General features: G+C 54.4%; 25 protein-coding genes and 1 pseudogene. 2 read left to right on the forward strand and 24 right to left on the reverse strand.

Annotated features, from left to right (window positions below; translation table 11 throughout):
* Positions 1-592: 592 nt before the first annotated feature.
* The 14 genes from lysS to spoIIE form a co-directional block, all read right to left on the reverse strand.
* The gene (gene lysS, locus YWK_RS0112835; RefSeq protein WP_026965118.1) at positions 593-2,077 is read right to left on the reverse strand and encodes a lysine--tRNA ligase; all 1,485 of its coding nucleotides are present in this window, start codon (positions 2,075-2,077) and stop codon (positions 593-595) included.
* A gap of 94 nt (positions 2,078-2,171) precedes the next feature.
* Complete coding sequence (gene greA / locus YWK_RS0112840) at positions 2,172-2,648, reverse strand: transcription elongation factor GreA (protein WP_026965119.1); 477 nt, start codon at positions 2,646-2,648, stop codon at positions 2,172-2,174.
* A 211-nt stretch (positions 2,649-2,859) separates the two neighbouring features.
* Positions 2,860-3,102, reverse strand: a complete 243-nt coding sequence (locus YWK_RS0112845) for a helix-turn-helix domain-containing protein (RefSeq protein ID WP_026965120.1) — start codon at positions 3,100-3,102, stop codon at positions 2,860-2,862.
* Positions 3,083-3,589 (reverse strand): 2-amino-4-hydroxy-6-hydroxymethyldihydropteridine diphosphokinase, encoded by a 507-nt coding sequence (gene folK, locus YWK_RS0112850; protein ID WP_026965121.1) that lies wholly within the window; start codon positions 3,587-3,589, stop codon positions 3,083-3,085. Before folK ends, YWK_RS0112845 begins: the two co-directional genes overlap by 20 nt.
* Positions 3,582-4,406, reverse strand: coding sequence for a dihydropteroate synthase (gene folP, locus YWK_RS0112855; RefSeq protein ID WP_051375572.1), 825 nt, complete (start codon positions 4,404-4,406; stop codon positions 3,582-3,584). The genes folK and folP overlap by 8 nt, the downstream gene beginning before the upstream one ends.
* Before the next feature lie 18 nt (positions 4,407-4,424).
* On the reverse strand, positions 4,425-5,294 hold the full coding sequence (hslO, locus tag YWK_RS0112860; protein WP_026965123.1) for an Hsp33 family molecular chaperone HslO: 870 nt from the start codon (positions 5,292-5,294) through the stop codon (positions 4,425-4,427).
* A gap of 31 nt (positions 5,295-5,325) precedes the next feature.
* Positions 5,326-6,078, reverse strand: coding sequence for a type III pantothenate kinase (locus tag YWK_RS0112865; RefSeq protein ID WP_035467014.1), 753 nt, complete (start codon positions 6,076-6,078; stop codon positions 5,326-5,328).
* A gap of 153 nt (positions 6,079-6,231) precedes the next feature.
* Positions 6,232-7,314, reverse strand: coding sequence for an HD-GYP domain-containing protein (locus YWK_RS0112870; protein ID WP_026965125.1), 1,083 nt, complete (start codon positions 7,312-7,314; stop codon positions 6,232-6,234).
* 108 nt (positions 7,315-7,422) lie between these two features.
* Positions 7,423-9,231, reverse strand: a complete 1,809-nt coding sequence (gene ftsH / locus YWK_RS0112875) for an ATP-dependent zinc metalloprotease FtsH (protein WP_026965126.1) — start codon at positions 9,229-9,231, stop codon at positions 7,423-7,425.
* A gap of 81 nt (positions 9,232-9,312) precedes the next feature.
* Positions 9,313-9,852, reverse strand: coding sequence for a hypoxanthine phosphoribosyltransferase (hpt, locus tag YWK_RS0112880; RefSeq protein WP_026965127.1), 540 nt, complete (start codon positions 9,850-9,852; stop codon positions 9,313-9,315).
* A 90-nt stretch (positions 9,853-9,942) separates the two neighbouring features.
* On the reverse strand, positions 9,943-11,382 hold the full coding sequence (gene tilS, locus YWK_RS0112885) for a tRNA lysidine(34) synthetase TilS (RefSeq protein WP_026965128.1): 1,440 nt from the start codon (positions 11,380-11,382) through the stop codon (positions 9,943-9,945).
* 85 nt (positions 11,383-11,467) lie between these two features.
* Positions 11,468-12,442: a protein kinase domain-containing protein gene (locus YWK_RS21105; protein ID WP_051375574.1), complete on the reverse strand. Its 975-nt coding sequence runs from the start codon at positions 12,440-12,442 to the stop codon at positions 11,468-11,470.
* An 18-nt stretch (positions 12,443-12,460) separates the two neighbouring features.
* Entirely contained in the window at positions 12,461-13,186 is a 726-nt protein-coding gene (locus YWK_RS19870) for a vWA domain-containing protein (protein ID WP_051375586.1), read from the reverse strand.
* 83 nt (positions 13,187-13,269) lie between these two features.
* Positions 13,270-15,726 (reverse strand): stage II sporulation protein E, encoded by a 2,457-nt coding sequence (gene spoIIE, locus YWK_RS0112900; RefSeq protein ID WP_245578610.1) that lies wholly within the window; start codon positions 15,724-15,726, stop codon positions 13,270-13,272.
* A gap of 208 nt (positions 15,727-15,934) precedes the next feature.
* Here spoIIE and YWK_RS19875 point away from each other — a divergent pair.
* Positions 15,935-16,375 (forward strand): annotated as a pseudogene (locus YWK_RS19875) (ComE operon protein 2); the annotation flags it as partial.
* 102 nt (positions 16,376-16,477) lie between these two features.
* Positions 16,478-16,591 (forward strand): cortex morphogenetic protein CmpA, encoded by a 114-nt coding sequence (gene cmpA / locus YWK_RS21925; RefSeq protein ID WP_156909146.1) that lies wholly within the window; start codon positions 16,478-16,480, stop codon positions 16,589-16,591.
* Between the two features lie 98 nt (positions 16,592-16,689).
* Here the strand turns inward: cmpA and YWK_RS0112910 are convergent, their stop codons facing one another.
* From YWK_RS0112910 to YWK_RS0112955, 10 genes are all read right to left on the reverse strand, one after another.
* Positions 16,690-16,872, reverse strand: coding sequence for a DUF2759 family protein (locus YWK_RS0112910; RefSeq protein ID WP_169727181.1), 183 nt, complete (start codon positions 16,870-16,872; stop codon positions 16,690-16,692).
* 103 nt (positions 16,873-16,975) lie between these two features.
* Positions 16,976-17,179, reverse strand: a complete 204-nt coding sequence (locus YWK_RS0112915) for a hypothetical protein (protein ID WP_035467005.1) — start codon at positions 17,177-17,179, stop codon at positions 16,976-16,978.
* 68 nt (positions 17,180-17,247) lie between these two features.
* Positions 17,248-17,664, reverse strand: coding sequence for a S1 domain-containing RNA-binding protein (locus YWK_RS0112920; protein ID WP_026965132.1), 417 nt, complete (start codon positions 17,662-17,664; stop codon positions 17,248-17,250).
* 100 nt (positions 17,665-17,764) lie between these two features.
* Positions 17,765-18,109, reverse strand: coding sequence for an FtsB family cell division protein (locus YWK_RS0112925; RefSeq protein ID WP_051375575.1), 345 nt, complete (start codon positions 18,107-18,109; stop codon positions 17,765-17,767).
* A gap of 33 nt (positions 18,110-18,142) precedes the next feature.
* The gene (yabQ, locus tag YWK_RS19880) at positions 18,143-18,730 is read right to left on the reverse strand and encodes a spore cortex biosynthesis protein YabQ (RefSeq protein ID WP_051375576.1); all 588 of its coding nucleotides are present in this window, start codon (positions 18,728-18,730) and stop codon (positions 18,143-18,145) included.
* Positions 18,731-18,733: 3 nt separating this feature from the next.
* A complete protein-coding gene (yabP, locus tag YWK_RS0112935; protein WP_035467023.1) occupies positions 18,734-19,000 on the reverse strand; it encodes a sporulation protein YabP in 267 nt (88 codons plus the stop codon).
* A gap of 194 nt (positions 19,001-19,194) precedes the next feature.
* Positions 19,195-19,473 (reverse strand): RNA-binding S4 domain-containing protein, encoded by a 279-nt coding sequence (locus YWK_RS0112940; protein ID WP_026965135.1) that lies wholly within the window; start codon positions 19,471-19,473, stop codon positions 19,195-19,197.
* The gene (locus YWK_RS0112945) at positions 19,474-19,746 is read right to left on the reverse strand and encodes an HU family DNA-binding protein (protein WP_026965136.1); all 273 of its coding nucleotides are present in this window, start codon (positions 19,744-19,746) and stop codon (positions 19,474-19,476) included.
* A 64-nt stretch (positions 19,747-19,810) separates the two neighbouring features.
* Entirely contained in the window at positions 19,811-21,310 is a 1,500-nt protein-coding gene (gene yabN, locus YWK_RS0112950; protein ID WP_415782818.1) for a bifunctional methyltransferase/pyrophosphohydrolase YabN, read from the reverse strand.
* 30 nt (positions 21,311-21,340) lie between these two features.
* Complete coding sequence (locus tag YWK_RS0112955; protein ID WP_051375577.1) at positions 21,341-22,969, reverse strand: putative polysaccharide biosynthesis protein; 1,629 nt, start codon at positions 22,967-22,969, stop codon at positions 21,341-21,343.
* Positions 22,970-23,129: the final 160 nt, after the last annotated feature.

Raw genomic sequence — 23,129 nt, forward strand, 5'->3', positions numbered from 1 at the left:
CCCATCCTCGCTCGTCTCGTTCCTTGCATTACTCGCATCTGGATTGCCGACGAAACACTTGCGTGTTTTGAATCACTCTCTGCGCGTGTTTAGTTTTCAAGGAACCACTCTGTGTTGGAGCTTTGACCAGAGTCTCCGCCCCGAGACAGCTCAACTATGTTACCACATTCCACTCATTCAAGTAAAGCGGAAATGTTTGGTTTTGCTGCCCTGCCGCTTCACTCGTTGTCGAAGCGACGTCGACCAATATANCACGAATCTCTCTTGGAGATCCACCGGAAATTGTTTCCGGCATGGTCGCTGTCGACTTCAGAAACGCTGATGTGACGCGGTTTGTTGCTTCATTTTTCATCACCGCCGCAGCGGCGACGTCGAATAATATATCACGGTTCATTCACGAGATCAACCCTTTTTGTAAAGGAATGTTTCAATTTTGTAAATGAATGTTTCAAGCGACTTTCGTTCAAGGCGCAGCGGCGAAGAATCGGGGTAAATGAGGGAACGCGAAGGCCAGTCCTGCAAAGAACAAACATCCCGGGTTGTCGCAGTTTCCACTGAAACAACCCGGGATGTGAAGACTGAATTGAGTCGGTTATCCCTCCGTACGTTCCCGCATCAGTGGGAAGAGAAGCACATCGCGAATCGAGGGTTGGTTCGTGAGCAGCATGACGAGGCGGTCAATGCCGATGCCGAGACCACCCGTGGGCGGCATACCGTACTCCAACGCGGTGATAAAGTCTTCGTCAATCTCTTGCGCCTCATCGTTGCCTTTAGCACGCTCTTCCGCTTGTTGTTCGAAGCGCTGGCGTTGGTCGATGGGATCGTTCAACTCGCTAAAGGCATTGCCGTGTTCACGCGCAACGATGAACAACTCAAACCTATCCGTGAACCGCGGATCTTCTTCGTTTTTCTTGGCGAGCGGCGACACTTCGACCGGATGGCCGTACACAAAAGTCGGTTGGATCAGTGTCTGCTCCACCTTTTGTTCAAAGAACTCGTTGACAATGTGCCCATACTCCATGCTGGGTTCAACGTTCACGCCGTGCTGTTTTGCAAGTTCCCGCGCTTCTTCGGTACTGTTCACTTCAAAGAAGTTCACACCGGTCTGCTCTCGAATCAGATCCACCATGTGACGCCGAGCCCAAGGTTTTTCCAGATCCACCGTGTATTCACCGTACGGAATTTGCAAGGTGCCCACGACGGCCTGCGCGACGTATTTGATCATCTCTTCCGTCAGGTCCATGATGTCGTGAAAATCGGCATACGCTTGATACAGCTCCAACATTGTGAACTCCGGGTTGTGCCGTGTAGAGATACCTTCGTTGCGATAGACTCGCCCAATCTCATACACGCGTTCCAGTCCGCCCACAATCAGTCGCTTCAAGTGTAATTCGAGGGCAATGCGCAGATGCAGTGTCATATCGAGCGCATTGTGATGCGTAACGAACGGCCTTGCGTTCGCGCCGCTGGCAACGGAATGCAGTGTCGGTGTCTCCACTTCCAAATAGCCACGGTCATCCAGATAGCGACGGATGGCTTGTACAATCTTCGAACGCGCCACAAATGTAGACCGCGTATCCGGATTCACCATGAGGTCGAGGTACCTCTGACGATATCGGGTCTCGAGATCTTTCAGTCCGTGCCATTTTTCTGGCAACGGGCGAAGGGATTTCGACAGTACTGTGAGTTGTTCCACCAGCACGGTGATCTCTCCGCGATTGGTACGGAACACTGTACCTTCCACTCCAATGAAATCCCCGAGATCCAGCAGCTCAAACACTTCGTAGGTATCCTGGCCCAGTACATCCACCTTCGCGTACACCTGGATGGTGCCAGTGACGTCTTGAACCACACCAAACGACGCCTTGCCGTGACCTCGTTTAATCATCAGGCGGCCGGCAATCCGCACGTGCAACGCGGCCTCTTCGAGTTCTTCTTTCGACTTGCCGTCGCCGAACGCCAAAATGTCTGCGGCATGGTGTGTGACTTCGTAACGGTGGCCAAATGGATCAATGCCCTTGGCGCGGAGCGACTCCATCTTGTTGAGTCGCGTCTGAAACAGTTCTTGTTCTTCCATCCGTCACCTCTCCAATTCAAACGGACGAGGAACGTTTCCTCGTCCGAATCCTTTCTCATTCAGAAACCCTTTTCATGCCAGTAACAGCAGCAAACTACCGTTTGATCTCCAGGATCTGAAAACGAATCGTGCCTGCGGGCACAGCGACATCCACCATCGAACCGATGGCCTTACCGAGCAGCGCACGTCCAACTGGGGATTCGTTCGAAATCTTATTGCTCGCCGGATCTGCCTCTGCGGAGCCGACAATAGTGTACTCTACCTCTTCGTCAAATTCTACATCTTTCAGCAAAACGGTCGATCCAATGCTGACCACATCCGTATTGACGTCGTCTTCATGGATGATGCGGGCGTTCCGGAGCATTTTTTCGAGGGTCATAATACGCCCCTCTACGAACGCCTGTTCGTTTTTGGCGTCTTCGTATTCTGAGTTTTCGCTAATATCTCCGTAGCTGATGGCCAATTTTATACGTTCCGCGACTTCGCGTCTTTTCACACTCTTCAGATGTTCCAGTTCGTCCTCGAGCTTTTGTAAACCCTCGGGCGTCAGCAGAACTTCCTTTTCGGTCATTTTGGTCTCTCCTTTACTGTCCGCAACTCGTACCTCAACATATGCTATGGGTCTATTTCCGTATTCGTATTCGTGTGCAGATTGTAGAAAACACTGCCAGTACAGTATGTACTAAGCAGTGCGCTTCAACCCGGAAAAGTTGCGTCTATGCGCAATTATAGAGAGCCCCTTTCGGAATGTCAACGCATACCAAACGTTCGCCCAGACTACACTAAAAGGACGGCTGCGAGTCATTGTCAAGCGGTTGGGGACTCGCGTCACCGAGCAGTTCTGCCGTGGACACATTCAAAACTTCGGCCAACTGGTCCAGGATTGGCTTCGTCGGATACCGAGTGCCGCGTTCTAAACCGCCGATGATGGCCACACTCACACCAATCTTCTCTGCTAGCTCCGTCTGCGTCCAATGTTTCAACTTACGGTATGCGCGCAAACGTCTACCGAAGATGTCCGACACGCCGAATCTCCCCTTCGCGAGCAATCTGTTCGGCCAACGATTTGATAGAAGATCCACCGAGCCCCCTGCGATGTGGAACCAGTTCCGCCAGCGGAACCAGAACAAATGCCCTCTCCCACATCCGAGGATGCGGGACCTGCAACATACGAAGGCAAATGTACTCGTCGTCGTACAATAGAAGATCCAGGTCGAGGGTGCGCGGACCAAACCGAATGTCTCTGGTCCGCCCGTGCTCGCGTTCGATAGCAAGCAGTTGATTCAATAGTTCCAGTGGGGGCAACGTGGTTTGTAACTCTACCACCATATTGAGGAATGGGGGTTGCTCCGTGTAGCCCACCGGTTCCGTCTCGTAGACGGACGAGCATTGAATGGAACCCATCGTCCGGAGACATTCTACCGCGCTCTTGAGAAATGCTTCTCGCCTGCCCAAATTGGAACCCAAAGCGACGTAGGCAGTGTGCGTCTCAAACGTCCTCTGCTCATTCATCGGCTTGGAGAATCGCCTCGGTCATTCGGCACGCACGAACCGTGGCTCGGACGTCGTGCACGCGGATACACCGCACGCCAGCAGCAACGCCAAGTACCGCCGTTGCCAGGGAGCCTTCCAGCCGATCCGCTGGCGGCACGTTCAGCGTATTGCCGATGACACTCTTCCGGCTCGTTCCCAGTAGTACCGGGTAGCCCAGCGCGCAGTACTCGGAGAGACGGCGTAAAATGCTGAGATTTTGGTGGTACGTCTTGCCGAACCCAATGCCCGGATCTATCCACAGCAATGCCTTGTCGATGCCGGCAGCAAGACACCGTTCAATCCCAGCCCGCGTCTCATGGACGAGTGCGTCAAAGGCGTTTTCTTGCACTGGATGTTCTCGATTGTGCATCCATATGTACCCACATTTCGCTTGGGCAACGACGTTGAGCATGTCGGCGTCGGCCAAACCGCCCCAGATGTCGTTGATGATGTCGATGCCCAACTCGATAGCGCGCGCCGCGACGGATGATTTGTAGGTGTCGACAGAAATCGGGACAGGGCTGTTTTGGCACAGTTCACGAAGTACAGGCTCCAGGCGGCGCCACTCGTCTTCGGCGGATACGTACTCGGCACCTGGCCTCGTACTCTCGGCCCCGATGTCGAGGATGTCCGCGCCTTCTTCAACGAGGCGGTACGCTTGTTCAATCGCAGCCTTGGGATCCAGAAACTTGCCTCCGTCGGAAAAGGAATCGGGCGTCACGTTGACAATCCCCATGATTAGGGTACCTGATGTTTTCAAAGCCTGTCGCGGTGTTTCGGTCAATGCAGTTGGCATCCTTTCACCCCCAGCCAGTCAGTTGTCTAATATGGACTGCAGTTCTGCCTTGTCAAAATGATATCGCTCATTGCAGAAGTGGCACACCACTTCCGCTTCGCCTTGTTCTTCCAGAAGAGATTGAATCTCCGCGTCACCGAGGCTCTTTAACAGAACCTTCATCCTGTCCTTCGAACAGCCGCAGTGAAACTGGATGTTGCGCTCCTCCAAGACCGCCGCGCCAGGCAACACCATGTCCAACAGGTCTTTCGCTGTGGCACCCGTGCGAAGAATCTCTGTAACACTTTTCATCTGTCCTACCCGTTGTTCCAACGCTTCAATATCTGCTTCAGTATGACCTGGGAGCAATTGCACGATAAACCCGCCTGACACAATCACACTGTTGTCAGTATCCACAAGTACACCCGCGCCGACGGACGATGGCGTTTGCTCGGAAATGGCGAAGTAATAGGTAAAGTCGTCGCCGATTTCTCCGGTTTGCAGCTCCGCACTCCCTCGATAGACATCTTTCAGCCCGAGATCGCGCATCACGTACAACATGCCTGACCCGACGGCGCCGCCGACATCAAGTTTTCCCTGCGCGTTCGCTGGCAGGTGTACATGGGGGTTCTGGACATACCCGCGCACGTGACCTTCCGAGTCAGCATCCACCAGAATGGAACCTAGCGGCCCGTCCCCTTTCACCTGCACCGTCAGTCGCTCTCGCCCCTTCAGCATGAGGCCCATCATGGCGGCAACGGACGCTGTACGTCCGAGCGCTGCGGTTGCGACGGGCCAGGTTCCGTGTCTCCGCTGCAGCTCGTTGGTCAACTGTGTGGTAGTACAGGTCAATGCACGAACATGTCCGTTTTCAGAAATCGCTCGAATGGCAACATCTATTGGTGTCAAGCGGGTTTCCTCCTTGCAAGTCGGTATCATATCAGCGGTTGAGGTCCCACAAAATACGTAAACCTTCCAGCGTGAGATGTGGTACTACATCGGTGATGACGCTGCTGTGCGGGCTAATGAGCCGCGCGTAGTGTCCGGTGGCGACCACGCGGTACGGGGCCGGGACCTCCTGGCAGATGCGTTCCACAAGGTGATCAATGAGTCCAGCGAATCCGTACACGATGCCCGACTGCATACTGGACACTGTGTTTTTACCTATGACATTCCGCGGTGCGGCAAGGTCAATACTAGGGAGTTTCGCCGTCTGTTGAAACAGCGCATTCGCAGAAGACTTCACTCCGGGTGCGATGACGCCCCCAATATAGTGCCCTTCCTGGTTGACCACTGTAAATGTCGTCGCCGTCCGCACGTCCACAACGATGACGGGACAACCGAAGCGGTGGACCGCAGCCACAGCATTGGCTACCCGATCCGCTCCGACATCCCGGGGATTTTCGTATTTTACGAGAAGTCCCGTTTTGATGCCTGGGCCCACGATTAACGGTGCACAGCGGAAGTAGAGCTTGCACATGTCTTCTATCACGGACACCATCGGAGGCACGACGGAACTCACCACGACACCGTTCACACGTTCGGATTTCAATCCCTGATCCTGAAACAACGTCTTTATCAGAATGCCCATTTCGTCGGCAGTTCGGTCTTTGGCGGTGGTCACTCGCCAGTGATGCGCGAGACGTTCCCCCTGAAACACGCCGACGGCCGTGTTGGTGTTCCCGACGTCCATCACGAGGATATTGTCCACAGGCGGAATCACCTGCCTTTGTGAGGTTGCCCGTACATGCCATCAAGAACCGGTTCCATGTTGCGAGGTTTCAACCTTATCCTTCCCTTGACCGTTTTCGGGCACACACTGTGTGCGATTGGCAAATCGCGGACTTTACGATTCACGCCCAACAATTTCAATGGTCAACTCTTTCGAAAGATCCATCTCCCAAGGGACCGGCACTGGATTCCCTTCTGCATCCTCTATCACGCGGACAATCGGCCGCTGCGTCTGTTTCTGGGGCGACCGTACCACCACTGCCCGATGGCCAGTTGACAAGAGCAACGTCATTCCCACTGGGTAAATCGCGATAGTGGAGACGAAAGCTTCAATCACCAGCGGATCAAACTGAGTCCCACCGCCCCCGAGCAGTAATTCAAACGCGTGGTGAGGTAAATACGCGTTGCGATAGACGCGGTTTGCAGTCAAGGCTTCGTAAACGTCTACCACTGCTGTAATGCGAGAGAAGTAGTGGATCCCCTCACCTAGCAACCCCTTGGGGTAGCCCGAACCGTTGATGCGCTCGTGGTGTTGAAGAGCCACCATGGCCGAGGCCGTTGACAAGTCGGGCACGGCTCGCAACAACTCGTATCCGTAACTGGTGTGGAGCTTGATATACTGAAACTCTTCGTCTGTAAGGCGCCCTGGTTTTTTCAGTATGGACTCTGGGATTTTCAGCTTGCCCACGTCGTGTAAAAGGGTACCGATACCAAGGTCAATGAGCTGCTCTTCGGTGAGTCCCATAGCAATGCCGACGCCAAGTGCGAAAAATGTCACATTTACAGAATGGTGGTACAGATCTCCACCAGATACGTAGACAGTCCCCAGATGTTCTCCCGCGCCATCCATCGCTTTCAGTTGACCAATGACGTCAGAGAGCAACGGTCTGAGTTGTCGTTTGACCCGATTCGGTTTGACGACGCGTGAATATGTGCCGTTGGCGAGCTCCCTTAGTGAACGATACGTGGCATCCAAGACGAGTTGCCGTGTCTGAGGAGAGACGACCCCTTGTGTCTGCAAGTCGTCCGTCGATGTGTCTTCAATGCAAACGGAGCCTATCCCCATGCGACGAAGGCGCTCAACCATTCGAGAACTAAGTACCATACCACGAGCCAACAGCACCCTTCCACGCTCATCAAAGATGCTCTGCGCCAAAACTCGATTGGGTTGAATCGTCCGGAGTGATACCCAACGCACAAATAAGCCTCCATTACACCGCTGCCGATGTACACTACGTTGGGTACATGATTCGACAAAAAACCCTCGAGTCCTCGCTCGAGGGTAAAGTTTTTTCAGTTAGACCGCTTAGCCTTCCATGACTGCCTTAATTTCCTCTTCGACCAGTGTTTCTTTCTCAAGCAGGATGTTCGCCAAGGCGTCCAGTTTGTCCCGGTGTTCCATCAAAACCTTGCGCGTGATTTCATGACATTCTTCGACAATGCGCTTCATCTCTTCGTCAATTTGGTACGCCACCTGGTCGCTGTAGTTTGGTTCAACGGACAAGTCTTTGCCAAGGAACACTTGGCCCGAACCCTGTCGATTCCCGAATTGCATCGGTCCAAGTTTGTCGCTCATTCCATATTCGGTGACCATCTGCCGGGCAATCTGCGTCACCTGCTGCAGGTCGTTGTGCGCACCGGTGGAAATTTCCCCGAACACAATTTCTTCGGCTACCCGTCCACCGAGGAAGCCGCAAATTTTGTCCAGCATCTCCTGACGAGTCATGAAGTAACGCTCTTCCTTCGGAAGCATCAGATTGTATCCGCCAGCCATTCCACGCGGCACGATGGTCACCTTGTGCACGGTGTCGGCATTCGAAACGAAGTACCCAACCACCGCGTGTCCAGACTCGTGATACGCGACAAGCTTTCGCTCGCGTTCCGACATCACACGGCTTCGCTTTTCCGGGCCAGCCATGACGCGGTCAATGGCCTCGTCGATGTCACTGTTTCGGATGGTCGATTCACCGCGCCGTGCGGCCAGCAAAGCCGCTTCATTGAGCACGTTCTCTAAATCCGCTCCCGTAAACCCTGGGGTTCGTTTGGCAATCTGGTCCAAGCGGACATCTTCATGAAAAGGCTTGTTCCGAGCATGCACTTTCAGGATTTCCTCGCGCCCTTTGACGTCCGGACGATTGACGATGATTTGGCGGTCAATGCGGCCTGGGCGGAGCAACGCTGGATCCAGAATGTCCGGCCGGTTTGTTGCCGCGATAATGATAATTCCTTCGTTCGCGGAAAATCCGTCCATTTCTACGAGCAACTGATTTAACGTCTGTTCGCGTTCGTCGTGGCCGCCGCCGAGTCCGGCACCACGGTGACGACCCACAGCGTCAATTTCGTCAATGAAGATGATACACGGTGCATTCTTCTTTGCCGTCTCAAACAAGTCGCGCACGCGAGATGCACCGACACCGACGAACATTTCGACAAAGTCGGAACCACTGATGCTGAAGAACGGAACCCCCGCCTCGCCAGCGACGGCGCGCGCGAGCAACGTTTTACCTGTGCCAGGGGGACCGACGAGCAAAACACCTTTCGGGATCCGCGCTCCGAGTGCGGAGAAACGCTTTGGATCCTTCAGGAATTCCACGATTTCCTCGAGTTCTGTCTTTTCTTCATCAGCGCCCGCAACGTCTCTGAATGTGACGCGCCGCTTTTCCTCTGAGTACAAGCGAGCGCGACTCTTGCCGAAGTTCATTACGCGGCTGCCGCCACCTTGCGCCTGATTGAAGAGGAAGAACATCAGGATGAAAATGAAGATAAATGGCACGACCGATTCCAGGAACTGAATCCAGATGGACGCCTTCGGCTGTGGAGCGTACGTCGCGTTCAGTTTGTTGTCCTGAAGGAAGCTTGTGATGTCGTTGTCAATAATCAGGGCCCGCGTCGTAAACTTGTTCCCATTGGTCAACGTACCGTCAATCGTGGCGGTCAAACCCTCCGGAGTGACAAGAACATCCGGTTCGACCTCATGGTTTTTCACATCGTTGACAAATTGCGTATATGTAAGGGTTGTCTTTGTGTGATCTTGTCCCGTTATATAGTTGACAACTCCAACAATCGCCAGCAATATCAGGACGTAGAAAACGATGCTACGGTAAAATCTGTTCATGCCTTACCTCCTCTCGGTCATGGCGCAATCATTGTACCATAGGGCACTGACCGCGTAACAGAAATGGCCGTGGATTCACGATTACTTCACATATATCTCCGGTTTGAGGACGCCTACGTACGGCAAGTTGCGGTACTGCTCAGCGTAATCCAAGCCATAACCAACGATGAATTCGTTCGGTACTTCAAAGCCGTGGTAATCGGGTGTAATCTCTACCTTGCGGCCTTCCGGCTTATCGAACAGCGTGACCACGCGAACGCTCGCTACGTGCCTGCGTATCAGGAGATCTTTCAAATACGCGAGGGTGAGACCTGTGTCCACAATATCTTCAACGATGACGACATGTCGTCCTTCCACGGGCCGGTCAAGGTCCTTCATAATCCGTACCACGCCCGAAGACTTAGAAGAGTCTCCATAGCTGGAGACAGCCATAAAGTCCATTTCCATGGGCACCTCGACGTGTTTGACGAGGTCCGCCATGAACATGACGGCACCCTTCAAAACGCAGATGAACAAAGGGTTCTTACCGTCGTAGTCTACAGAAAGTTGTTTTCCCAGCTTTGCGACACAGCCTTGAATGTCTTGTTCTGAAAAGAGGATTTTTTTCAAGTGTGGATGCATAAGGGCCTCCCTGAGCCATGCTTATCTTATTCATACGTCGTCCTCGCGGATACATGTACCCAGCGATTTGCAAAATCCACAAAGAGAACGTCAAAATGACCGAGATGAGTCCGTGGGCGGTGTTGCTTGAATCCGCAAAACACCCTGTTCCGGGTTGACCACGAGACAGTGCTCGCTGCGAACCAAACCCGGAATCCAGACGACGTTCCCATCCACTTCAAACAAAGGCCAAGACGCTCGTTGCAAGCGTGGAACCTTGGCATCAACGAAAATGTCGTGTACTTTCTTGCTTCCGTTTAGGCCGAGCGGTCTCACTCGGTCACCCGGCATCGCGGTACGGACAATGACGTTTTCCACTTTTGGAAGGTACAATTCATACCGATTTTCAGTGCGAACCGTGTCCACGTTGGACAAGCACGTGCTCTCGAACACCCATCGCTGATTCGGCAGCGACAGTTCCAGATGACGAGTGTGCTCCGGTTGCCACCGATAGAAGAAAGACGTTCGCTCCTCTGCCGGAACGGTCTCCACCACGAGGAGGCCGTACTCGCGGCGGGCACGAAGTGTACCAGATAAGTGTAATTCCGCAGATGGGTTTTGACCGTGAATTAAGGTCAGGATACCTTCAACGTCATTGAATGTCCAATCCTCGCCAGAAGCGAAACAATACAATAGTATTTTAATCAGGCGGCGTTGTAAAGAACGGTGTAGTGCGCAAATCCGCTTACACTCGATACTGTACCCCCGCTCCTCTTTCTTAACCAACTGCGTGAACGCCCTTTTTGCCTCCGCCTCGAGAAAGTCGTCTTCGTCCTGAAGCACCGTACACAGGTGAGAGACCGCCTGCGGCAACCGCGGTTGCCATTGCTTCAAATTCGGAATCACGTGATGGCGGAGAAAATTTCGGGTATAGGCGTCCGAGGCATTAGTTTCATCTTCAACGTGTGGCACGCCATGGTTTTTCGCATACGCCGCGAGTTCGGCTTTTGAAATGGATAGAAACGGGCGCAACCAGTAAATCCCTTCTCGTTTGACCAACGGTCTCATACCGGACAATCCCGTCAGTGACGTCCCCCGCATCAACCTCCACAGCACGGTTTCCACCTGGTCGTCTGCGTGATGGGCAAGCAGAACGCACGACGCGCCAACACGGCGAGCCTCGGTGGTCATGGCTTCGTACCGCAGAGCGCGCGCGTCCGCCTCGGTGCCTTTGCGTTTGTGGTGCGGAATGTCCCCGAGATGTACGCTGTACACGCGGATGGGAATTTGCCAGGAAGCACAGACCTGCGTCACCCACTCCGCGTCCTGCGCAGAGGTGGGACGTAAGTTGTGATTGACGTGAACAGCCTGTACATCCCAGCGCCGTTGACGCGCAACAGTACAGACTGCATGGAGGAGCGCCATGCTGTCGACACCGCCGGAAACGGCTACCAACAGCGGCCCGGTTGCAACCTCCTCTGGTCGCGTGGAAGCGATGAGACCTGTAATACAATCCAACACCGCGTTCTGAACCTCATTGACGAGAGACACCTGTTCACCCCCTGTCCCTGGGCAGATTGTATCACGCGCCCGCCGCCAAAAAAACGGCACGTGCCAAGCACGTGCCGCCATGCGCCTAAAGCAATCCCAGAAATGAGGCCCATGCGGTCATCGTCACCATGACCGCCATCCCGAGTGACGTCCACATCAGCCACTCTGTCCAGTCGACTTGTCTATGCAACCTGCGGGACGGCGCCGCCCGGTGCTTACCTGTGGCTGCCGAAGTACTTCTGGATGGCGGATGTGCCGCGGAGGCTGCCCTGACGTTCTTGCGGGAGCGCGCGGTGGCCGAGCCTGCGCGGGCCCACTCCCGCTGGAATTGCAATGCGTCCAGCACCTCTCCACGTAGTACGCGTTGTATCAATGGCACGTAGGAGGCGGACGGAAATTTTCTTAGCGCCTTCCACAGCCATTCCTTGCGCTGCTCCGGTGATTTCCCAAGCAATACGTCCGGAGGCTGAACCGATGTAAAAAGAACGGCCAACGCGACGCCGCACAAGTCGTAGGAGGCGTCTGCCTTTCGCGAACCAAGCCCCCAGAACCCACGGTCGTAGAACGGGGTGTACTGCCGTACAGAGCGGCCGAACTGCGTCACGCCACCCACGTCCACAAACCGAATGGATGGTGGCGTCGTTGCCGAGACAAGGATGTTCTCCGGTTTGATGTCGCAAAATCCATGTCCCGTTGCGTGCAGTTCTGCAAATCCCGCAAGCAGAGCTCCGACGACGTCGTGAAACTGTGTGGGAGATAGATTCTTCGCCGCGCGGTGAAATGGTTCTCCGGCAATCCACTCCATCACGTAAAAGTACAAGTCAGGCGCACAGTCATCGATGAACATGGGTTTGGGGAACACACTGCTGCGTGCACTCAGCTTTTCGAGCAATCCCCACTCCATGGCGATGTCGCTGGAACTGGGACACACTTTCATGGCGGCTCTGCCTGCTGGCGACCGTACGAGGTATACCTGTCCGTTTGCCCCGCTGCCTAAGTGTTGTTCAACGTACAACACCGTGTTGGTCCACTTGCCGACGACCTTTGTCCCTTGCGGCATCATTGCATCCACCTGCATTTACTGAGACTGTGTCTCTCCCGTCCAGCGGCTGGTCGGAAAGTCGTCGACGTCGCGCAATTGCTGAAACAATCCTCTGGCGTGGTCAATGGCCGGTCCGGTCGGAGTCCCACCACGCGCCACGAGAATGTCGTCCAGTTTCGCCATGTCCACCTCAGATTGAAACGGCTGAACGGTTTCCACCATGCTGTCTCCCGAGCCAGGAAACGTAATCACAGCCACCCGCGAATCGCCTTGCCGAGCCTGCAGTGACAGTGACAAATCGCGAATGGCTTCACGCACGGTGGGAATCTTGTCCCGCATGCTGGCACTGGTATCAACTGCGACGACGACTTCCAGTCGCACTTCCTCCTCCAGCTTGTCGACGACTTGCATCACCTTGGAGCGCTCCATCGGAGGCAGGTCCTCCGTAGATTTTCCCATCACTTCGAGTAACTCCTGGTTCACGACCTGCTGCAGGGTCAATTGCATGGTCTGATGCGTCATCATTTGCACCGTTGCAGAGAGTTCTACCGGTTGTACCAGTCTACACATGCCACCGCCCGCGTCTGCAATCGACAGTGCTTCCATCTTGCCATGCTGCCCAACCTCACCTTTGTCGACAATCCCGATGACGTTCACCACCATGCCCTGTTTGCGGGCGTTGGAAGCGGCTACGACGGGATCGTCCCCGACGTTTGAACAGCCGTCGGTGACCACCAATATCTGTCGAATGGTTCCTTTCACATCTCCCAACTCTTTCACCTCCGTACCTGGTTAGTAGCCAGTATGGACGGTTTTGTCAGGAGTCATTCCAGTCCTCGGCGAGACTACGCCCCCTGTTTGCGCTTCTCCTTGCGCAGGCCCGTAAGTCCGGGTAGCTTGATGGATGCCCATTCGGGCTGATAGTTGGTGACGGTTGCCACGAGCACCGTCATGTCGTCGTGAATCTCACCGTGGTTCAGGCGGGCGGCTGACTCGACAATTGTGTCCGCGATTTCCTGCGGATCCGTCGTTTCCAACCGCTCAATCTGCCGCTTCAACCAATCCTCTTTGTCGTAGACGTTTTGCGGCGCGTCGTAAATCCCGTCCGAGACGAGAATGAGAATGTCGCCGTCGTACAGTTGTTCATCAATCGTGTGAACTTCAATGTCCTGTAAAATTCCAATGGGCACGTTGTCCCCGGTAATGGCAAACACCTGATTGCCACGCTTCACAAAACTCGGCGCCGACCCAATCTTCAAGAACTCTGCACGAGCCGAATACAGGTCTATCAACGCCATGTCAAGCGTGGTGAACATTTCGTCCCGCGACCGCAACAGGAGCGTGGAGTTTACAGTTTTGATGGCGAGTTGCTCGTCAAAACCTGCTTTCAACAACTTTTTCAACAGCTCAATCGCGGCCTTTGACTCGCGACGTGCACGCTCTCCGTTCCCCATGCCGTCGCTGACTGCGACCGCGTAGCGACCGTTCCCCAAGTCCACCGAAGCGTACGTGTCTCCAGAGACCGTTCGCCCATCTCTCGCCACCGTGGCGACTGCTGTGTCCACATTGAACAGCCGAGCCGACGTGAACACGCTGGTACAGGGGCCACCTTCGTCGCCTAACACTTTGCTGAGCGTAATGTTCTCTCCAATCACCCCGGAAAGTAGCGGTGCAATCATGCGTACGGAATTTTCATACGCACCGGTAGAAGGTTGACTGACCTCGATTTCGACCTTACCTGGCTCGAGGCTGACGATGTGAACATGGTCTACAAACAAGCCCAGCTGCTCAAGCGCCCCCAAGATCTGCTCTTCGCCTGACATCGAGGATTCGTTACTCCGGTTTAACTCGTTCACAACGTCGCGTATCACGTAAGCGACACCGGACAATTGAGCGGACACCAACGATCGTTGTTCCCTGAGTTTATCTATCCACTTCGCGTCCCTGTCCGTCATCTCCAAATTGTGACGGAGCACGCCCATCATGGAGTCGATGCGGGCGCAGCGTTGCTTCAGATCTGCCGTGGGCTGAGCGTGTATGCTGTCGGACGCTTCCAATTTTTCAACCGTGTGTACAATCGCCTGATACGTTGCGTAGCCTTCCTTATCCCAACACTTCGCGCGCAATGGACAGCCGTTGCATACGGCCTTCGCTGCACTTCCCACCGTGTGGTCCAGCAATTGTTGTGCAGACACCACTGCGTTGTCGTTCGTGTCCGCGAATGTGGCCGACAGTTCTTCGAAGACAGCACTCATATCGTAGATTTTCTCTGATAACAGTTCACGGATGCGACGCGCGCGTTCCTGTTCCGTTTGAGTGTGTTCTGCGGTTCCTGGCACAAAGGTCGCCAATTCACGAATCAGGCTGCGCGGCGTCAGCCAATACAGCCCGGTTGCCACAGCCGCCGCCAGGATGGTGCTGGTTGTCGCAGTCCAATCCGTATTCGTAGCCACCGTCAAAAGACCGAAGCTCAACAAAAACGCCAGACCGGACCACGTTCTTCGGGCATCCTTCAACACACCTGCCAACAGACCGGCAAACGCAAGCACAGCGACGGCAGACATCGACTGCGCGTGATTCATCATCGCCAGCACGCCGACGACAATCGCCACGGTTGCCCCCATCCCGGCTCCGCCAGCCGCAGCCAGCGCCAGAACGAGCCAGTCGACGCCAACCTGCAGCGGCGCCACGCCTTGTACGTCTAAACCCGCCAGCCCGGTGATCATGGAGCCGAGCAGAATGGTCAGACTCACCACCTGTTCATGTTTCAGTTTTCGAGTCTGCGGGGCACCAGCAAACAGCGGAAGGCACTGAATAAAGATCAGAGACAGCAGGATAACCAGAGCGCCTTCCGCCAGCGAGAGCAAAATGTCATAGCGAGTCCATACAGTGCCAACGGAACCCAAGCGCCCGGCAGTATCGACAAGTCCTGCGATGAACGGTATCCAGTGTAAATCCGGATTTTTACGGACAAATACCACCTTGCGCAAGAGTCGGTAAAGCAGCATTTCCACGGCCAATATGGCGACCGCGCTCATCCCGCCCTGCCAATACGCGCCTGCTAGAGTGGCATACGCCGGCCAGCTGCGCTTGGTTCCCGTCAGTTCCGTGAGAACCACGTAGTACGCCAAAGCAAATGGAGAGATCACGTGCTCTATACCGGCGTGTCCGAGCAGAACTGCCATGGCCAGCAACAACGCCGTTCGAGCCCACCTGCGTGCGTGGGCCTTCATTCTTGTGCTCTGCCTTTGCAACAACGAGGTTTGCGTGTCACCACCGTTTTGCGCGAAAGAGTATGCCATGCGTTACCCCTCCTTCATGTGTAGGGACATTATACGGAGGGGCGCGCGATAAGTTTGTCAAACCGAGTCAGCAAGGACGAGAAATATTCCGACAGAAACCGTACGGGTCGACAGGATCCCAGACAACTCGATGCAGTTCTGCGAATTCTTTATAATGTCAGGAGACACAAGATGCAGTTTGACACTGCCGAAAGAGGCGAGGAAAACCATGGTAGAGCGTGGATCGCAGCAATCGACAAGAATGTCTTGGGAGGAGTTTTTCGCCACACAAAGTCGCGTGATGGCGATGCGTTCAACCTGCACGAGACTCGCAGTGGGGTGCGTCATTGTCCGTGACAAACGAATTATCGCCAGCGGTTACAACGGTTCTATCGTCGGGGACGTTCACTGTATCGACGTAGGCTGTAAGGTCGTCGACGGCCATTGCGTCCGAGCCATCCATGCGGAACAAAATGCGCTCCTGCAGTGTGCGAGGTTCGGCATTGCAACGGAAGGAGCCGACATTTATGTAACGCATCAGCCGTGCCTGCAATGCACAAAAAGCATTATTCAGGCTGGAATCGCTCGAGTGTATTACGAAAAGCCGTATCGACCGGACCCCTATGCAGAAGAACTGTTTGCCCTCGCCGGCATCCCCGTTCAGCAGGTGCACAGTAATCTGAAATCCTTTTTGCGAGCACAGGAACAATAGGTGCACATTGGGCGAACGTTCATATGATGAAGTAAGGACCTTCTTTGAGGGGTTGATGGAATGCCGGATTGGCTTTGCAGTCAACTGCGTAGGGCGTTCCAAAACCGAGACGCGAAATCCATTCAAATGCTGAATCAGGCGTTCTTCCGGTACCGGGCCGCCGCACACAAATAAAGAGGGAGAATCGCCGATTCTCCCTCTTTATTTGACGAGGTTCCTGGAAAGAGGCCAAGAATGCCTGCCCCTTTCCAGACACGCATTGGAGAGCAAGACTAGGCATGGAGCGTCGCTGCAATCCAAGTACTGTATCCGAAGACCAAGGTGGACATCAGCAAAAGCACGCTTCCGAACAAATTCCGTTCACGCAATAGTCGAATGAGTCCGACAATGGACATCAGCGTGAAAAGTAACAGAAAAATGGCAATCAACCACGGATGAAGGTAATGTTCTCCCACAGCGCTCACCTCGAGTCGCATCAGTCGCCCATACATCCACGACGATATTATAAGTTACAAGCGGTTCTTGGGTCAAAGCAATCCACAGATTGTATGTAAAAATTTATGAATTCGGTGCAACCAACTGACCGCCGAACTTCCGAGTGATGCCTTCAAGCACCGACATATCCACAGGCCCAAGCTGAACTTTGTACATGTCCAACGAGATGTGGCAGCCATCCCTGTCGTTCTCGTTGTCAAATTTCAAAATCACTCGGCTTCCATCGGACAACTCATACTCCAAGTAATACGCATCCGGACTGCCCACAGTCCACTTCACATCCTTTACGGAGAAACATCCCGGGGGCACTGGAGTGCCCCCGGGTATATCGTGTATTATCCACGCCGACCGCCGCGGCCACCGCGCTTGGATTCACTGCGACGAAGCGCCTGCAAACGGTCTTCGCTATCCTTCATAAAACGCGACAATTTGTCTTCAAACGTCTGGCGTTGAAATCCGCCACCGCCGTGCCGACCTCGATTCGGACGGTCCCCACCCCGTGCAGGAGGATTTGGGTTTTCCATGGTCTGCCGAATGGACAGCCCAATCTTTCCGTCTTTATCGACGTTGATGACTTTGACTGTGACTTCATCGTTGACTTTGAGGTGTTCGTGAATGTCTTTCACGTAACTGTGTGATATCTCAGAGATATGCACAAGACCCGTGACACCTCCCGGCAGCAACACAAACGCTCCGAAATGTGTGATGCCCGTGACCTTCCCTGACAATTTGCTGCCGACCTCAATGGACATACAGAAGAAATGCCTCCTTAAGAGTGTAGACCTACCCGTACTTAATATAAGAAATTATGCAGGATCAATTCAAGTCGTCATGGCCAATCACACAAATATTTTAATGTTTGACGTCAAACGCGACTTGACCGGGAAGAATGAGGTTGTAGTGTTCGCTGGCATACCGGGCAATGTAACTGTCGTCTTGGAGTTGGTTCGATTGCTTGACTAACTCTGCATGTTGTTTGGCGGCAGCATTCAGGCTTTGTTGCAACTGCGCCTGCTTCATGGATAGCATCTTCAATTGCGGATACTGAACGTGCCAGTAATAATACGTCGCCCATCCACACACTGCGAGTAACGCAATGTACCGCAATCTAAACCATTTTCGACGGCGTGGCGCAGGTGATTTCGCGCCTCTGGGATACGACTGGTGGGACACCGGCAAAGTTGCGATTCGGGACACTCCTCATGCCATCTCCTTGTACGCTTGGATGTGTTACACCCGTTCCCATTTTCCTCTCAGCCACTTCGACACCGATGCCCACATCTCCTCCCACGACGCCTGAAATCTTACGAAAATACGCTGAATGAACGGGAGTCGTAAAATCCAGCGCACCAAGGTCACCCTGAGCCAGAACTGCACAATTCGGAAAATCCACGTCTCCAACACGCACAACACGAAATAGACGCCTTTCAGCAGCGCGAACGCCACGCGAAGCAGGGCAGTCATTGGCCGAACCGTCACGGTATAGACCAATCTGTACAGACCGCGAATCACCGACTGCAGGAACCGAACAATTAAAAACGCACTCGCAACCACCGTACGGCGAAGGGTCAACCGATACAGGCTGTATCCGATGGCCAGCAGCACATACGTGTACATGCGAAGCTTGCCGTCATCGGTCGTGAACACGACGTAAAAGACTGCCAACGCGGAAGCTACCCAGAACGCAACATCCAAGGTGGGTTGAATCCATTTCAACCACTTCGATGCACCTGTCACCGTGTTGTAGATGTCGAACACCATGCCCATCAGTAAACCAGCCGCCAGCAAACCGAAGATATAGGAAACCTGTCCAGACATCGCTTAACGGAATAGTGCTCCTGTTAGTTTTCTCTTCTTATCCTTCGGCACGGTGTAAGACAGGCTGGTCACGGTTCCTTCAATGATGACGACTCCGGTTTGCAAATCCAGGGTCTTCATATGCAAGTTGGATCCTTGAATGATGAGTGGCCCTGCGCACGTAATGAGAGAAAACGCGCCCGTATCGAAGCTTTCCACACTGGACACGCCCGTCACTTCAACAGACTTGCGGCCAAGAATGTGAATATCGTGTTCGTCCTTGTTCTGCACAGCGTACACCCCCAAACCTCGTCCATCCAATCTGGTTCAATGTATGCATGGTTCGCACTGGATTAGAACACATCAGACGCAACTGCGTCGTGGGCCATGTCCCTCCCGCCCAAAATGAGTAAAGGCTGCTGAGACAGGGTCTCAGCAGCCTTTACTGACAGCACAAGGCCGTGGGACTGACCGGATAACTTCCGTCAGTCGTCCTCTTCTTCCGCATCATCAAACCGACTTTCGCCGATGATTTCAAACATCTGTTCAGCAAGTTCTTTCCGCGGGTTCTCCAGCAACTGAAGGACGCGAGCTTGAACCGTTTTTTGCCCGTACTTAATGGTCAGTACGTCACCGACTTTGACGTCGGATCCGGGCTTCGCCACCTTGTCGTTGATCAAAATGCGACCTGCTTCAGAAACTTCCTTGGCAATGGTCCGCCGTTTGATGAGCCGCGAAGACTTCAAAAACTTGTCAAGTCGCAATTACTTCGTGAGTTCCTTCAACCGGTTGCCAGGCTTGAAAGCTGGAACCGTGGATTCTGGAATTTCGATGATTTCACCGGTTTGCGGATTGCGGCCGGAGCGAGCGGAGCGCTTGCGCGTTTCAAAGGTGCCAAAGCCAATCACTTGGACTTTTTCACCCGCAGCCAATGCTTCTTCAATCGCAGCGAACACGCTGTTGACAGCTTGTTCCGCGTCCTTTTTCTTCAAGCCGGTTTGTTCTGCTACCTTATTCACGAGTTCGTTCTTATTCACGTAATTTAGCCCCCTCCATGGGAATATCCGAAAGATGTATTCGTCCTAGAACGGAGAAATCCTTCTAATCAAGCGGTACTTCAGCAGATTTCCCACGGGTTTTCGCTTGATTCCAATATTTCTCCAAGTCTGATGCTCCATTATTCGCTATGGTGGACGTATTTTCCTTTAATTTTCCCTCTACAAAACGAAATCTTTCCGCAAACTTCTTGTTCGCGCGCGTCGCGGCGCGGTCCATATCGATGTCCAACCAGCGTGCGACGTTCACCAGCGTAAACAGGACGTCGCCAAACTCCTCCTCCACACGTTCCCGGGAATCGGCAGATGAACGCACTTCGTGTTCCAGTTCTGCGACTTCCTCCTTCAACTTGTCGACGACACCCTGGACGTCTTTCCAGTCAAAGCCAACGCTCGCCGCCTTTTCCTGCAAGTCCTGCGCCACAGTCAGCGGATGACGCGCCCACTTGACCTTGTCCACCAACGACGCGTCACGGGTCTTTGGTTCCGCTTCGGCAGCCTTCGCCTGGTTCCAAAACGCATTTGCGTCCGAAACACTCTTCGCCGTTTCCTCGCCGAAGACGTGAGGGTGGCGACGGATCAGCTTGCTGGCCAGCGCCGCGTACACGTCACGGAGGGTAAAATCTCCCGATTCGCTCGCGATTTGTGCGTGCAACAGCACCTGCAACAACAAGTCGCCGAGTTCATCGGCCAGGGCGTCCGGATTGTCCTCATCGATGGCATGGGCAACCTCGTAAGCCTCTTCCAGGACGTACTTGCGCAAAGACGTGTGCGTTTGCTTCCTGTCCCACGGGCACCCGTCAGGTTCCCGAAGTCTGCGAACCAACCCGGCGACAAACCACGGGTCCGTATACCGCACCCTTTCACTCACCGCAGGTGGCAAGTACACGGTGGTCAAGTGGTCAATCCACTCCACTCGGTCCAATTCGTGCAGAGGGATTCGCAGAATCCGCTCTTGCCCCTCCACCCCAGCAGCGCGCACAACCACAATTTCGTAGTCGTCCGGGTACACTTCCATAAGCGTCAGCTTCACGTCCGAAGCCACAGACGGTGAATAAACCTGCACCACAAACGTATGCAGTCCCACCTGGAGTTCACTGGAGGAGAAGCTCGTACCGTCGAGTAACAGAAATCCCTCGATGGGATCGACTCTCAATGCGGCACACACCGCGTCCAAGAAGCTTTGGCCAGCCCCTACCTCCACCTCGACGTCTCCCGCCATGCGGTAGAGGTTCTGCACAGACTGCTCCGCCATCAGTGGGTGCCCCGGTACTGCGTACACCACTTCGCCATGAGCAGCCGCCATAGCGAGCAGACGCCTTGCCATCTCCTCGTAGATTTGTTCAAACGCCTGACCGGTTTCGTACAACTCGTCAAAGGAAACAAACTCTATCCCCTCGCTGCGGAGAGCGTCGACCACAGGATGAACCGTCGTCCGCAACACGACGGGACGACCCGATTTCAGTAACTTGTACGTTCCCATCGGCAACCCGGAGACATCCCCAGGGCCGAGACCAACCACCCAAATCTTCGACAATGATGTCACTCCTGTCTGCCGCCGCTGTAGGTGAGCTGCCTACGAGCGAACCCACCCCAATCGCCGACACCAAAATGCCAGCCGAGGTCCAACCCGCGGTACTGCAGCGATGTCCCGTTCCGTAAGGGCACCCGTCAGAAGCAGCGCAACGGCGTAAATGACAACGGCAATCACGATTATGATACCACTTGCGGCGGCAATCCCAACCCTGTCCCACGACAGTCCGCCCCAGATGCGCCACTGAGACGCCGCCGCGTACACAAATGCCCCCATCATAAACGCCGCTACGGCGGGCTTGACCACCCAGCTCCGCCAGTGTATACGCTCGCCAGTGCAACGGTACATCCCGCTGAAGTTTAACGTCGTGGCCACTGCATAGCTCAGCACGGTGGAGAAGGCCGCCCCTTCTATACCATAGATGGGCACGAGAAACAAATTGCCCACGAGCTTGGCCAATGAAGCCAACGCCAAGTTGAGCACCGGCAAGTAGACCCAACCCGCACCTTGCAAAATGGCCGCCGCCGTCGTCTGCACGCTGGCGAAGAACGTGGCACATGCCATGATTTGAATCACACGTGCACCGGCGTCGTCCTTAAACAAGGCGATATCCACCGGTACAGCGAGCATCGCCAGGCCGACACTGGCCGGGAGGGCAATCAGCACAGTCAAACGAATGGCGGTGTCAATCCGCTCTGACATCAATCTCCGAAAGCCGAGCGTAAACGCCTCTGAAACAGCAGGCATGACCGCGATGCCGATGCCCGACGCCAATGTGGTAGGCAACATCATGAGCTTGAATGCCCGGCCAGCGAGGAGACCGAAGTCGGTCGTCGCCGCTCCCTGAGACGCTCCAGCATTCTTCAACAAATTGACCACGGTCACCACGTCGACGTTGTTCATCAACGGCACGACCATCGCTCCCAAGCTGATGGGAAACGCGTAGTAGAGCAACTGCCTGGCCAATACCCGCGCGGACGTCCCGTGGGGCCGACGCTCCGTCAGTACACTTGGGTGCTTGGCAACCCAGTAGTACGCCAGGAGCAGTAATGCAGCCGCCGCTCCAGTCACGGCCCCAAAGGCAGCCCCTGCAGCTGCGAATTCTCTTCCGAACCCAGCGCGCGTCAGCCACATGGCAAGCCCAATAATGGTCGCCACGCGGACAAATTGCTCCACCACTTGCGAAATGGCCGTAGGCTGCATCCACTGGTAACCCTGAAAATAGCCGCGGATGGCGCTCACCACGGGCACCATCAACAGTGCGGGCGAGATGGCGCGAATGGCCCAAGCCGCATCTGGATCTCCGGCGATGCTCGCCCACGAATCTGCCCAGAAGTACAGCACAGCACAGGCGACAATACCAAGCGTCCCCAACATCACTGTGGCGACCCTGAAAATTTGCCGCACCCCGTACTCGTCACCGAACGCAATACGCTCCGACACTAATTTCGAGATGGCTACCGGAAATCCAGCCGTCGCGACCGCGAGCAGTGTGGCGTATACCGGATACGCCATCTGAAACAGTCCCATGCCGTGATCCCCGATGACATTCTGAAGCACTATCGTATACACAGACCCCAACAACTTGCTGATGATGGCGGCCAAAGCTAACAATAAGGCACCGTACACGAATCCCTGCCGTTTCGGCACGTCTCTCCCCCGCTTCCACACCAAGCGGCCTCCAACCGCCGGAATCACTCTTTGTAATACGTATGGACAGACTACCGGGGATAGTCCGAGCTTCAGGAAAACCAGGCAACAATTCGCGTACCGTATCGGGATTTTCGCGTATTTCGTACCAACTGCATGCAAAAGACCCGCGCAGTGTGCG

Origin of the sequence: Alicyclobacillus pomorum DSM 14955 (assembly GCF_000472905.1) — a bacterium.
Lineage (GTDB): Bacteria > Bacillota > Bacilli > Alicyclobacillales > Alicyclobacillaceae > Alicyclobacillus_A > Alicyclobacillus_A pomorum.